The organism is Streptomyces stoeckheimensis, from assembly GCF_045822005.1.
Lineage (GTDB): Bacteria > Actinomycetota > Actinomycetes > Streptomycetales > Streptomycetaceae > Streptomyces > Streptomyces stoeckheimensis.
This window is the reverse complement of the sequence record NZ_CP169550.1, coordinates 5012659-5025138: the sequence shown is the minus strand read 5'-3', so window position 1 is coordinate 5025138 and position 12480 is coordinate 5012659. Positions and strand designations below refer to the sequence as shown.

The window sequence follows — 12480 nt, the reverse complement described above, 5'->3', positions numbered from 1 at the left end:
CCATTGGATTCGGCCCCACCTTAATCAATGGGCCCCCGCTCGCCCAGGGCGCAGGCTCCTCGCATGCCCTCCTCCTTCCGCGGTCTCCCGCCCCTCGTCTGGACCCTGTTCGCCGGTTCGATCGTCAACCGGATCGGCTACCTGGTCACCCCGTTCCTGGTCTTCCTCCTCGCCGACCGGGGCATCACCGGATCCGACATCTCCTTCGTGCTCGGCGCGCTCGGCGCCGGCCACCTGCTCGGCCCGGCCGTCGGCGGACTGCTCGCCGACCGGATCGGCCGCCGCCCGACCATGCTGATCGGGCTCATCGGCTCCGCCGTCGCCCAGGGCGCCCTGTTCACGGCCCCCGGGGTCTGGACCATGGCCGCCTCCGCGCTGCTCCTCAGCACCGCCGGGGCCACCGTCCCGCCCGCCGCGTTCGCCCTGCTGGCGGACTCGGTGGACACCGGCTGGCGGCAGAGGGCGTACGCCCTGTTCAACTGGGGCGTCAACATCGGCACGGCCGTCGCCGGCGTCCTCGGCGGCTTCCTCGCCGCGCACGGCTACTGGCTGCTCTTCGCCGTCGACGCCGGTTCGGCGCTCGTCTACGCCACCGTGGTCGCCACCCGGCTGCGCGAACCGGCCCGCACCGCTCCGACCAAGGCCTCGGGCGGCCTGGGCTACGGGGTCGTCCTGCGCGACCGGCTGATGCTCCTGCTGCTCCCCCTGCTCGGGATCCAGCTGTTCGTGTACTCGCTGACCGAGGTGGCGCTGCCGCTGGCCGTCCGCGACAGCGGGCTCTCGCCGGCCGTGTACGGGGCCCTGGCGGCGGTCAACGCCGTCCTGGTGGTGGCCCTGCAGCCGTTCGTGACGGCCAAGCTGTCGGGACTGCCGCAGCTCCCGGTGCAGGCTGCGGGCAGCGCCCTGATCGCCGCCGGGGTGGCGCTGACCGGGCTCGCGGACTCCGTCACCGGGTACGTGGTCTCGGTGGTCGTCTGGTCGCTCGGCGAGGTGGCCGTGGCCGGCATCGCGGCCTCGCTGGTGGCCGACCTGGCCCCGGCCGACGCCCGCGGCCGCTACCAGGGCGCCTTCAGCTGGACCTGGGGCCTGGCCCGCTTCTCCGCCCTCACCCTGGGCGTCACCCTCTACACCGGCGTCGGGGCGGCCGCCCTGTGGTGGGGCGCCCTGGCCGCCGGACTGCTCGCCGCGGTGGCGATCCTGGGCCTGCGCACCCGGATCGCGCAGCGCACGGAGCAGGACCTCGACCTGGCGGCGTGAGGGCGTTGCAGGGGGCGTCAGACGGGCTCGATCACGACGGGGATCCCCGCCAGGAGCCGCTCCAGATCGTCCGCGTCGGAGGTGAACACGGTCACCTGGCTGCCGCGCCTCGCACCGGCCGCGGCGACGGCGGCCAGGATCGAGTCGATGGCGTACTTGTGGCCGTGCAGACCTGCCTCGGTCAGGAGGGAACGGGCACTGTCGACGATCGCACCATCGGCGTGGATGACCTCGATGCGCGAGAGGGCCCAGTCCCAGAGCCTCGGCGCCTTGCCCGGCCGCGGATCCCAGGCCTCCAGTGTGGTGAGGCCCGACGTGACGACCGGCGCCCGTCGTTCCCAGGCCTTGTTCACCAGTCCGAGGAAGGCCCGGTCCCCACGCACCGCCCTTGACAGGGCCTCGGAGTCAAAGACGAAGAGCCTCGGCCTCACCAGGTCGCCGGACCTGGGAGGCGGAGTCATGCCGCCTCCCGTCCGACGTCGCCCCTCACCTCGGCTCCCGTGCCTGCTCTCGCTCTGGCCGTGAGCTCATCGTGCTTGGCATCGATGGCCGCGAGCCACTCGTCCGCCACACGGAGCTCCTCGTCGGTCAGGGCTCCGTACTCCTCCTGGAGACCGGCGGACAGCTCACCCAGCTTGTCCACCGCGTCCATACGCACCGCAGCCTCGGTGATGTACGCCGACACCCCGCGCGAGTCCACCCGGGAGCGGATCGACTCCAGGAGCTCCTCGGGCACGGTGATCGTGATCTTCTTCGTAGCCATACAGCAAGTATGAAGACCTCGCGAACCACCCGTCCAGTCCTCTCATGGGTGAATCCGACCGCCCGACCCCGGCCTACGCCGGGAACCTGCGGTCCACCCACCGGAAGGTGAACTCGATGAGGGCGGCCGCCACGGCGGCGATGCCCACGGCGGTCCACGGCATCACGGCGCCCTCCAGCTTGAGCTGGAAGAACTCCTGGAGCCAGGGCACGACGAGGACGATCAGGAACGCCCCGCCCATCGCGCCGACCAGGCCGACCCGCCACCAGGTGTAGGGGCGGGCGATGATCGCCAGCACCCACATCGAGGTCAGGAACAGCGCGAGCGTCGCGGCGCTGGTCTCGGCCTTGAGGGCGTCGGGGCCGGAGTAGTGGTGGCGGGCGATCACGTAGGTGACGAAGCAGGCGACGGCGGCGATGACCCCGCCCGGGATCGCGTACCGCATCACGCGTTTCACGAAGTGCGGCTTGGCCCGCTCCTTGTTGGGGGCGAGGGCCAGGAAGAAGGCCGGGATGCCGATCGTGAGGGTGGACAGCAGCGTCAGGTGGCGCGGCAGGAAGGGGTACTCGACCTGGGAGCAGACCACCAGGACGGCCAGCAGCACCGAGTAGACCGTCTTCGTGAGGAAGAGGGTGGCGACGCGGGTGATGTTGCCGATGACCCGGCGGCCTTCGGCGACCACCGAGGGCAGGGTGGAGAAGCTGTTGTTGAGCAGGACGATCTGCGCGACGGCCCGGGTGGCCTCCGAGCCGGAGCCCATGCTGACGCCGATGTCGGCGTCCTTGAGCGCGAGCACGTCGTTGACCCCGTCGCCGGTCATCGCGACCGTGTGGCCCCGGGACTGGAGGGCGGCGACCATGTCGCGCTTCTGCTGCGGGGTGACCCGCCCGAAGACGGCGTTCCCGTCGAGGACCTCGGCCATCTCCCCCTGGTCGGTGGGGAGCGTGCGCGCGTCGACGGTGTTCTCGGCGCCGGGCAGGCCCAGCTTGCCGGCGACCGCGCCGACCGAGACGGCGTTGTCCCCGGAGATGACCTTGGCCTTGACGTCCTGGTCCTCGAAGTAGCGCAGGGTGTCGGCGGCGTCGGGGCGCAGCCGCTGCTCCAGGACGACGAGGGCGGTCGGCTTGACCCCGGTGGCCACGGCCGGGTCGTCGAGTTCGAGGGCGGCCCGTCCCAGCAGGAGGACCCGCAGGCCCTGCTCGTTGAGCTCGTTGATCTCCTCCAGGGCCGGGTCCCCTGCGGGGAGCAGCACGTCGGGGGCGCCGAGCAGCCAGGTGTTGTTCTCGCCGTCGCCCTCGCTGAAGCTGGCGCCGCTGTACTTGCGGGCGGAGGAGAAGGGCAGCGATTCGGTGCAGCGCCACTCGGCGCTGTCGGGGTAGGCGTCGATGATCGCCTGGAGGCTGGCGTTGGGGCGGGGGTCGCTCTCGCCGAGCGCGCCGAGGACCTTCTTGACGTACGCGGCGTCCGCGCCGCCGAGCGGGCGGCACTCGGTGACGTCCATGCCGCCCTCGGTGAGGGTGCCTGTCTTGTCGAGGCAGACCACGTCCACGCGGGCGAGCCCCTCGATGGCGGGCAGCTCCTGCACCAGGCACTGCTTGCGGCCGAGCCGGATGACGCCGATGGCGAAGGCGACGGAGGTGAGGAGGACGAGGCCTTCGGGGATCATCGGGACGATGCCGCCGACGGTGCGGGCGATGGCGTCCTTGAGGTTGTTGTCCTTGACGATCAGCTGGCTGATGATCAGGCCGATCGAGGTCGGGATCATCATCCAGGTGACGTACTTGAGGATGGTGGAGATGCCGGAGCGCAGCTCGGAGTGGACGAGCGTGAACCGGGAGGCCTCTTCGGCGAGCTGGGCGGCGTAGGCCTCGCGGCCGACCTTGGTGGCGGTGAAGGCGCCGCCGCCGGCGACCACGAACGAGCCGGACATGACCGGGTCGCCGGCCTTCTTCAGGACGGGGTCGGCCTCGCCGGTGAGGAGGGATTCGTCGATCTCCAGGCCGTCGGCCTCGCCGACGAGCCCGTCGACGACGACCTTGTCGCCGGGGCCGAGCTCGATGACGTCGTCGAGGACGATCTCGGAGGTGGAGATCTCGGCGGTGCGGCCGTCGCGGCGGACGCTGGGTTTGGCCTCGCCGATGACGGCGAGGCCGTCGAGGGTCTTCTTGGCGCGCATCTCCTGGATGATGCCGATGCCGGTGTTCGCGATGATCACGAAGCCGAAGAGGCTGTCCTGGATCGGCGCGACGAAGAACATGATCACCCAGAGGACGCCGATGATGGCGTTGAATCGGGTGAAGACGTTGGCGCGGACGATCTCGGTGGTGGAGCGGCTGCTGCGGACGGGGACGTCGTTGACGGCTCCGCGGGCGACGCGCTCGGCGACTTCGGCGGTGGTCAGCCCGGCCGGCTTGAACCGGGGTGCGGGCGGTCGTACCGGGTGTACGGGATCGAGCTCGGCCCCCGCGTCGATGGCGGTCCCGGCGGCCGTGCCGCCACCGCCCGGCTCCGGCCCGTCTGATGCGCTCTGCGCCCGCTCCGTCATGGTTTCGACGGTAAAGGGGGATTCAACGGTTCACCCGCCGAGAAGTCCGAAGATCCGACTTCGGGATGACCGGAATCCTCCCCTGGTAGCCCCTTCGACCGACGGGGTGCGGCGCGCCGGGCACGTGCGGCTCCGTTTCCAGGGGGCTCCGCCCCCGGCCCGCCGGTCACGCGCGGGAGGTGGACCAACGGCGCAGGCGCGGGTGGCCGGCCTCGAGGGCGGCGGGCTAGCCCGCCTGGGGCGCCGGGCCCGCCTGGTCGGCATCGTTCCGAGCGGCCAGCGCATCCGCGTGCCGCTTCAGCGCGGCATCGCGCCCGCGGACGTACCAGAGGCCGATCAGGCCGAGGACCCCGCCGACCGCGCAGGTCCAGACCCACCACAGCATGCCCCGGTCCGCGAACCACCCGTAGAAGGGGAGCTGGAAGAGGAAGAGCGCGAACCACAGGATCGTGCCGCCGGCCACGGTGGCGACGATCGGACCCTCAAGGGGCTCGGGGGCCTCGTGCTTCGCAGTCCATTTCGCCATGGGGACCAGTCTAGGCCGGTCGGCGGAGGGTCTACGCGCGGAGATAGACGGCCTCTCGTTCATGTGTTCATACTGAAACGGTTTGGGCTTGGCCCGTTTTCGTCGTATGAAACCACCACTGAGGACCAGGACCCCCATGAGCACGTCGGCCCCCGTGGACCGCTACTTCAAGATCTCCGAGCGCGGCTCGACCATCGGCCGGGAGGTCCGCGGCGGCTTCGCCACCTTCTTCGCGATGGCCTACATCATCGTGCTGAACCCGATCATCCTGGGCAGTGCGAAGGACATGTACGGGCACCAGCTCGACGGCGGCCAGCTGGTCACCGCCACCGTGCTGACCGCCGCCTTCACCACCCTGCTCATGGGCGTGATCGGCAACGTCCCGATCGCCCTCGCGGCCGGGCTCGGCGTCAACACCGTGGTCGCCCTCCAGCTCGCCCCGCGCATGAGCTGGCCCGACGCCATGGGCATGGTGGTCCTGGCCGGCTTCGTGGTGATGCTGCTCGTCGCCACCGGTCTGCGCGAGCGGGTCATGAACGCCGTCCCGCTCGGCCTGCGCAAGGGCATCGCGATCGGCATCGGCCTGTTCATCATGCTGATCGGCCTGGTCGACTCGGGCTTCGTCACCCGCATCCCGGACCTCGCCCACACCACGGTCCCGCTCCAGCTCGGCAGCAACGGCCACCTGCACGGCTGGCCCGTCCTGATCTTCGTGGTCGGCGTCCTGCTGACGCTGACGCTGATCATCCGCAAGACCCCCGGCGCGATCCTGATCTCCATCGTGGCCATGACGGTCGCAGCCCTGGCGATCCAGCTGATCACCAAGCTCCCGGACGCCGCCTGGGGCCTGACCGTCCCGGAGTGGCCGGGCAACCCGGTGGCCGCCCCGGACTTCGGCCTCATCGGTCAGGTCAGCCTGTTCGGCGGCTTCGGCAAGGTCGGCATGCTGACCGGCATCCTGTTCGTCTTCACCGTGCTGCTGTCCTGCTTCTTCGACGCGATGGGCACCATCCTGGGCGTCGGCGACGAGGCGAAGCTGACGAAGCCGGACGGCTCCTTCCCCGGCATCAACCGGGTGCTGTTCGTCGACGGCATGGCCGTCGCCGCGGGCGGCGCCTCCTCCTCCTCGGCCACCACCTGCTTCGTGGAGTCCACGGCCGGCGTCGGCGAGGGGGCCAGGACCGGCCTCGCGAACATCGTGACCGGCGGCCTCTTCACCGTCTCGCTGTTCCTCACGCCACTCGCCACGATGGTCCCCTCGCAGGCGGCCACCCCGGCCCTCGTCGCGGTCGGCTTCCTGATCATGGCCGGCTCGGTCAGGGACATCGACTGGAACGACTTCACCATCGCCGTCCCGGCCTTCCTGGCCATGGTGATGATGCCGTTCACGTACTCGATCACCAACGGCATCGGCATCGGCTTCGTGGCCTTCTCCGTACTGCGGCTGGCGACCGGCCGGGGCCGCGAGGTCCCGGTGGCCATGTACGTCGTGTCGGCGGTCTTCGTCTTCTACTACGCGATGCCGGCCCTGGGCCTCACGTAAGGCCGTAGAACTTCTCCGTCTCGTCGACGGCCGCCTTGAAGCGTTCGTCGAAATCGTCGCGAATGAGCGTCCGGACCACGTAGTCCTGGACGCTCATTCCGCGTTTGGCGGCATGAGTCCGGAGCCTGTCGAGGAGCTCCCCGTCTATGCGCATGCTCAGCACATGTGTCCCCATGCCGAAAGAGTCGGGGCACAGGGCATGGACGCGTGTCACTTTCCGGAGCCGACTCACCCGTACGAGTGACACCGGATAACCGGTGTTCCTTAGGAAGAGTAATGAGTTACTCTAAATACATGCATGACCTTTCCCATGGTGACGACGCAGCCGCCGTGAACGACCTCCGCTCCGCCGTCATGCGGCTGGGCCGGCGCCTCAAGCACCAGCGCGTCGACGAATCGCTGAGCCCGACCGAGATGTCGGTCCTCGGCACCCTCGCCCGATGCGGCCAGGCCACCCCCGGTGAGCTGGCCCGCCGCGAGCACGTGCAGCCGCCGTCCATGACGCGCATCGTCGCGTTGCTGGAAGCCAAGGGACTGGTCACGCTGGAACCGCACCCCGACGACCGCCGCCAGAAGGTGGTCCGCCAGACGGAGGAGGCCGAAGCGATGCTCGAAGAGAGCCGTCGCAAGCGCAACGCCTTCCTCGCCGGGCTCGCGGCCGAGCTGACCGAGGACGAATGGGCGAAGCTGCGCGAAGCCGCGCCCGTCCTGGACAAGCTCGCGCACCTATAGGAACGACGCCAGGAGGCGAACCCTTTTGAGTACGGGACCCGGAGCAGACTCCGCCCCCGGCCACACATCCACCACTACGCGCACGCCGGACACCGCACAGAACGCCAAGAACGCCAAGAACTCGATGTTCAGCTCGCTGAAGATCCGGAACTACCGGCTCTTCGCCACGGGCCAGGCCGTCTCGAACACCGGCACCTGGATGCAGCGCATCGCACAGGACTGGCTGGTCCTGTCCCTGACCGGATCCGCCTCCGCGGTCGGCATCACCATCGCGCTGCAGTTCCTGCCGATGATGCTGTTCGGGCTCTACGGCGGCGTACTCGCCGACCGGCTCCCCAAGCGGCCGCTGCTGCTCTGCACCCAGGCCGCGATGGGCCTCACCGGCCTCGCGCTCGGCGTCCTCACCCTCGCCGGTCACGTCAACGTCTGGCACGTCTACCTCGCCGCCTTCCTCCTCGGCCTGGTCACCGTCGTGGACAACCCGGCCCGCCAGACCTTCGTCTCCGAGATGGTCGGCAAGGACCAGGTGGCCAACGCGGTCAGCCTGAACTCCGCCAACTTCCAGTCCGCGCGACTGGTCGGCCCGGCCATCGCCGGTGTCCTCATCACCGCCGTCGGCTCCGGCTGGGCCTTCCTGCTCAACGGCCTGTCCTTCGCGGCGCCCCTCGCGGCCCTGATGCTGATGCGGACGCGGGACCTGCACCCGGTCGAGGTCCAGCCCCGCGCCAAGGGCCAGCTCCGGGAAGGCCTGCGGTACGTCGCCGGACGGCCCGAGCTGATCTGGCCGATCGTGCTCGTCGGATTCATCGGCACCTTCGGCTTCAACTTCCCGATCTGGCTGTCGGCCTTCGTCAGCAAGGTCTTCCACGGGGACGCGGGCACGTACGGGCTCTTCAACACCCTCATCGCGGCGGGCTCCCTCGCGGGCGCGCTGCTGGCGGCCCGCCGGGGACTCTCGCGCCTCCGGCTGCTGGTCGCGGCGGCGGTGCTCTTCTCCGTCCTCCTGCTGGTGACGGCCTTCGCACCGAGCTTCTGGCTGTTCGCGGCGCTCCTCGTCCCGATCGGGGTCTTCGGCCTCACGGTGAACGTCACCGCCAACTCCAGCGTGCAGATGGCCACCGACCCCGAGATGCGGGGCCGGGTGATGGCCCTGTTCATGATGGTCTTCACCGGCGGCACGCCGATCGGGGCCCCGCTGGTCGGCTGGGTCACGGACACGTACGGCGCGCGGATCGGCATGGCCGCGGGCGGAGCGGTCTCCCTGGCCGCCGCCGTCACGATCGGCCTCGTCCTCTCGCGCATCGGCAACCTCCGCCTCAGCGTGAACCGCCACGGCGTGACCTTCGTCCCCTCGGACCGCCGCCGCCAGCTGGCGACGGCCGCGTAGCGCCTCGTCCTCGAACGACGGCGGGGCCGGATTCCCTTCGGGAAGTCCGGCCCCGCCGTCGTTCGTGACTAGGCTCGGCACCATGAGACTGTTCGCAGCCGTCATCCCGCCCGAGGCGGCCATCTCGGAACTGGCCGGGGCCGTGCGCGGCCTGCGCGACGACCGGCTGCGCTGGACCGCGGAAGCGGGCTGGCACTTCACCCTCGCCTTCATGGGCGAGGTACGGGAGGAGCTGCTCCCCGAGCTCCACGTACGCCTCGCCCGCGCCGCGGCACGCAGCGCCCCCTTCCCGCTGCGGATCCACGGCTCCGGCCACTTCGGCCACCGCTCCCTGTGGGCCGGCGCCGCCGGGGACCTCGACGCCCTGCGCATGCTCGCCGAGCGCGCCGACGCCGCCGCCCGGCGCTCCGGGGTGCCCATGGACCAGCACCACCGCTACACCCCCCACCTCACCCTCGGGCGGCTCCGCGACGAGCGGGACGACGTCCGCCCCTACTGCACGGCCCTGGCCTCCTTCGAGGGCACCGGCTGGCAGGTCGGCGAGCTCAGCCTGGTCCGCAGCAATCTCCCCGACTCCGGCATCCCCGGCGAACAGCCCCGCTACGAGGTCGTCGGCTCCTGGGAACTGGGAGAGCCCGCCCCTCCGTACGAAGGGCGGGCCCGGTCGCGTTAGGCTCGACGGGTGGATCCCAAGACCAGAAACCGCGTCATGGCCGGTGTGCTCGTACTGATGTTCCTCGTCGTGGCGGTGGCCGCCGCAGTGGGCCAGTAGGCGACTGGACCCCCGGCCCCGCAGCGCGGCCGGCTACCAGGCGAACGCCTCCGGAGCCGGCCCCGGCCCCGGGAAGACCTCGTCCAGCCCCGCCAGCACCTCCGGCGACAGCTCCAGCTCCACCGCCCGCAGCGCGGACGCGAGCTGCTCCGGCGTACGCGGCCCGACGATCGGACCCGTGACCCCGGGACGCGTCAGCAGCCAGGCCAGGGCGACCTCGCCGGGCTCCAGTCCGTGCTTGTCCAGCAGGTCCTCGTACGCCTGCACCTGCGCCCGTACGGAACTGTTCGCGAGCGCGTCCGCCGAGCGCCCGGTGGCCGTCCGACCCGACTCCGACGCCTTGCGGATGGCCCCGCCCAGCAGCCCGCCGTGCAGCGGGGACCACGGGATGACGCCGAGCCCGTACGCCTCGGCCGCCGGGATGATCTCCAGCTCCGCCCGCCGCTCGGCGAGGTTGTAGAGGCACTGCTCGCTGACCAGGCCGAGCCGCCCCGAGCGCGCCGCGGCCTCGTTGGCCTGCGCGATCTTCCAGCCGGGGAAGTTCGAGGAGCCCGCGTACAGCACCTTGCCCTGCTGGATCAGGACCTCGACGGCCTGCCAGATCTCCTCGAAGGGCGTCAGCCGGTCCACGTGGTGGAACTGGTAGATGTCGATGTAGTCGGTGTTCAGGCGCTTGAGGCTGGCGTCGACGGCCCGCCGGATGTTCAGCGCCGACAGGCGGTCGTAGTTGGGCCACGGGTCGCCCTCGGCGGCCATGTTCCCGTAGACCTTGGTGGCGAGGACCGTCTTCTCCCGACGGCCGCCGCCCTGGCCGAACCAGGTGCCGATGATCTCCTCGGTACGGCCCTTGTTCTCGCCCCATCCGTACACGTTGGCCGTGTCGAAGTAGTTGATGCCGGCGTCGAGGGCCGTGTCCATGAGGGCGTGGCTCTCCGGCTCTCCCGTCTGGGGGCCGAAGTTCATGGTGCCGAGGACAAGTCGGCTGACCTTGAGACCGGTGCGTCCGAGCTGCGTGTACTCCATGGGCCACTAGCCAACTGCCTGGAGTGCGCTCGAAGCAAGACCCGTCCGTGAAGGCCGTGTTACGTGTCCTGCTTACGTGTCCTGCCGGGGACGGTACGGACCGCCCAGGCCCCAGGCCTGGTGGAGGACCGCCGCGAACTCCCCCGCGAGGCGGTGCTCGCCGGAGGCGTTGGGGTGCGTGCCGTCGTAGGTGTCCCGGTCGATCTCGTACGCCTCCGGGCGCGCGGCCAGCAGGATCGGCGAGGCGGGGGTCGACAGGTCGGCCACGGCCTTGGCGAGGAGCTCGTTGAAGAGCTCGACCTGCTGCGCGAAGGGCGCGTCGTCCCGGGCCCGGACGTTGGGTATGACGGGCAGCAGGACCATCCGGATCCCGGGCCGGGCGGCTCGGGCCTCCGCGATGAAGCGGCGGACGTTGGCGGCCGTGCCCTCGGCGGCGGTGTAGAAGCCCAGGTCGATCAGCCCGAGGGAGACCAGCAGCACGTCGGCCCCGGCGGCGCCGGCGGCGGGCCCGATGAGCGGGGCCATGTGCTGCCAGCCCTCGCCCCAGCCGGCCAGGTGGCGGCGGGCCTCGGCGGGGAAGCCGGGGTCGGCGTAGGCGTCGCTGGCCGGCGCGTCCGCGACGGCGTCGTAGAGACCGCTGCGGGGGCCGACGATCTCGTACGGGCCGCCGAAGGTGGTGTCGAGGTGCTGCCACATCCGGTAGCGCCAGGTGTAGTCGCCGGCGCGTCCGATGGTCATGGAGTCCCCGACGAACATGAAACGCATCCGGACATCTTCGCGGATCACCGGGCCGCGGCCCCTGTGATGCCGGACACGCGGGGCGGGCTGGCAGGGTAGGGGGATGCGCCCGCATCTGCTGCCCCTGACCGCCGCCGCCGCCGCTGCCGCCCTCGTGCTGATGCCCTCGGTGGCCGCGGCCGCCTCCGGGCCCGCGTCCGGGTTCACGATCACCGACCCGCGGATCAAGGAGTCGAGCGGGCTCGCGGCCAGCCGGATCCACCCCGGCGTCTACTGGACGCACAACGACAGCGACGACGGCCCGTACGTCTACGCCGTGGACTCCGCGACCGGGAAGACGGTCGCGCGGATCACCCTCACCGGCATCGGCAAGCCCCGGGACATCGAGGGGATCTCGTTGGGACCGGACGGACGGCTCTACGTCGGCGACATCGGGGACAACCTGAACGGCTCCTGGAACCACGTGTGGATCTACCGCTTCGCCGAACCGAAGACGCTCGGGGACGCCACGCTCAAGGCCGAGCAGTTCACCGTGAAGTACGCCGACGGGTCGCGGAACGCGGAGGCGCTGATGGTCCATCCGGTGACGGGGCGGGTGTACATCGCCAGCAAGGACGAGAAGGCCGGCGGGCTCTACGAGGGCCCGGAGGCGCTGTCCGCCTCCGGCACGAACACCTTCCGGCGGATCGGGGACGTCCCGTGGGTCACGGACGGGGCGTTCTCCCCGGACGGGGGGCGGCTCGTGCTGCGGGGCTATCTGTGGGCGAAGACGTACCCGTGGAAGGACGGGCGGCCGGCCGGGGACGGGGAGGCGGTGGCCGCGCCGTGGCAGGGGCAGGCGGAGTCCGTGACGTACACGGCGGACGGGTCGACGCTGATGTTCGGGGCCGAGGGGGCCAACAGCCGGGTCGTCGCCGTCCCGGTGGCGTCGGCCTCGAAGCCCTCGCCTTCGGCGTCCGGCTCCGGCTCCGCCGCGCCCGCGCCGGCGCCCGGCGCGCCAGGCAGCCCGGAGGGCGGGAGCTTCACGAAGGGCGCGCTCGTCCTGGTCGCAGCCCTGACCCTCACCCTGGCCGCGAAGCGACTCCTCCGCCGCCGCCCGAAGCCCTGACCCTCCGGGCGGGGGTCGCAGCCCGGGTCCGGTGGTGGGCCCTGCGGGGCGAAGTCCCCTACCCGCCCTTCCACCGTTCCCCGGGC

At 71.1% G+C, this 12480-nt stretch carries 13 protein-coding genes; 6 read left to right on the top strand and 7 right to left on the bottom strand.

All coding sequences use genetic code 11. The features are described from left to right. The first annotated feature begins 63 nt into the window (after positions 1-63). Positions 64-1257: an MFS transporter gene (locus ACE1OC_RS23005; protein WP_407838583.1), complete on the top strand. Its 1194-nt coding sequence runs from the start codon at positions 64-66 to the stop codon at positions 1255-1257. A gap of 17 nt (positions 1258-1274) precedes the next feature. Here the strand turns inward: ACE1OC_RS23005 and ACE1OC_RS23000 are convergent, their stop codons facing one another. From ACE1OC_RS23000 to ACE1OC_RS22985, 4 genes are all read right to left on the bottom strand, one after another. Continuing rightward, positions 1275-1718: a hypothetical protein gene (locus ACE1OC_RS23000; protein WP_407838582.1), complete on the bottom strand. Its 444-nt coding sequence runs from the start codon at positions 1716-1718 to the stop codon at positions 1275-1277. After that, the gene (locus tag ACE1OC_RS22995; RefSeq protein WP_407838581.1) at positions 1715-2020 is read right to left on the bottom strand and encodes a hypothetical protein; all 306 of its coding nucleotides are present in this window, start codon (positions 2018-2020) and stop codon (positions 1715-1717) included. The genes ACE1OC_RS23000 and ACE1OC_RS22995 overlap by 4 nt, the downstream gene beginning before the upstream one ends. A 73-nt stretch (positions 2021-2093) precedes the next feature. Next, the gene (locus ACE1OC_RS22990; RefSeq protein ID WP_407838580.1) at positions 2094-4565 is read right to left on the bottom strand and encodes a cation-translocating P-type ATPase; all 2472 of its coding nucleotides are present in this window, start codon (positions 4563-4565) and stop codon (positions 2094-2096) included. Between the two features lie 226 nt (positions 4566-4791). Continuing rightward, positions 4792-5091 (bottom strand): DUF2530 domain-containing protein, encoded by a 300-nt coding sequence (locus ACE1OC_RS22985; RefSeq protein WP_407838579.1) that lies wholly within the window; start codon positions 5089-5091, stop codon positions 4792-4794. A gap of 136 nt (positions 5092-5227) precedes the next feature. Here ACE1OC_RS22985 and ACE1OC_RS22980 point away from each other — a divergent pair, with 136 nt between their 5' ends. Next, on the top strand, positions 5228-6634 hold the full coding sequence (locus ACE1OC_RS22980) for an NCS2 family permease (RefSeq protein ID WP_407838578.1): 1407 nt from the start codon (positions 5228-5230) through the stop codon (positions 6632-6634). Here ACE1OC_RS22980 and ACE1OC_RS22975 read toward each other — a convergent pair. Then, positions 6627-6809, bottom strand: coding sequence for a hypothetical protein (locus tag ACE1OC_RS22975; RefSeq protein ID WP_030156886.1), 183 nt, complete (start codon positions 6807-6809; stop codon positions 6627-6629). The two genes, ACE1OC_RS22980 and ACE1OC_RS22975, sit on opposite strands and share 8 nt — an antisense overlap. A gap of 119 nt (positions 6810-6928) precedes the next feature. Between ACE1OC_RS22975 and ACE1OC_RS22970 the strand changes: the two genes are divergently transcribed. From ACE1OC_RS22970 to thpR, 3 genes are all read left to right on the top strand, one after another. Further along, a complete protein-coding gene (locus ACE1OC_RS22970; RefSeq protein WP_214954723.1) occupies positions 6929-7366 on the top strand; it encodes a MarR family winged helix-turn-helix transcriptional regulator in 438 nt (145 codons plus the stop codon). A 25-nt stretch (positions 7367-7391) separates the two neighbouring features. Next, positions 7392-8753 carry an MFS transporter gene (locus ACE1OC_RS22965; protein WP_407838577.1) on the top strand — a complete coding sequence of 454 codons (1362 nt, stop codon included), beginning with the start codon at positions 7392-7394 and terminating at the stop codon, positions 8751-8753. A gap of 82 nt (positions 8754-8835) precedes the next feature. Beyond that, on the top strand, positions 8836-9426 hold the full coding sequence (thpR, locus tag ACE1OC_RS22960) for an RNA 2',3'-cyclic phosphodiesterase (RefSeq protein WP_407838576.1): 591 nt from the start codon (positions 8836-8838) through the stop codon (positions 9424-9426). Between the two features lie 132 nt (positions 9427-9558). On the opposite strand, the gene ACE1OC_RS22955 is transcribed toward thpR, so the two are convergent. Together ACE1OC_RS22955 and ACE1OC_RS22950 are read right to left on the bottom strand one after the other, a co-directional pair. Further along, on the bottom strand, positions 9559-10548 hold the full coding sequence (locus ACE1OC_RS22955; protein WP_274548229.1) for an aldo/keto reductase: 990 nt from the start codon (positions 10546-10548) through the stop codon (positions 9559-9561). 72 nt (positions 10549-10620) lie between these two features. Next, a complete protein-coding gene (locus ACE1OC_RS22950) occupies positions 10621-11313 on the bottom strand; it encodes a GDSL-type esterase/lipase family protein (protein ID WP_407838575.1) in 693 nt (230 codons plus the stop codon). 76 nt (positions 11314-11389) lie between these two features. Here ACE1OC_RS22950 and ACE1OC_RS22945 point away from each other — a divergent pair, with 76 nt between their 5' ends. Beyond that, a complete protein-coding gene (locus ACE1OC_RS22945) occupies positions 11390-12394 on the top strand; it encodes a WD40 repeat domain-containing protein (protein WP_407838574.1) in 1005 nt (334 codons plus the stop codon). The last annotated feature ends 86 nt before the right edge of the window (positions 12395-12480 follow it).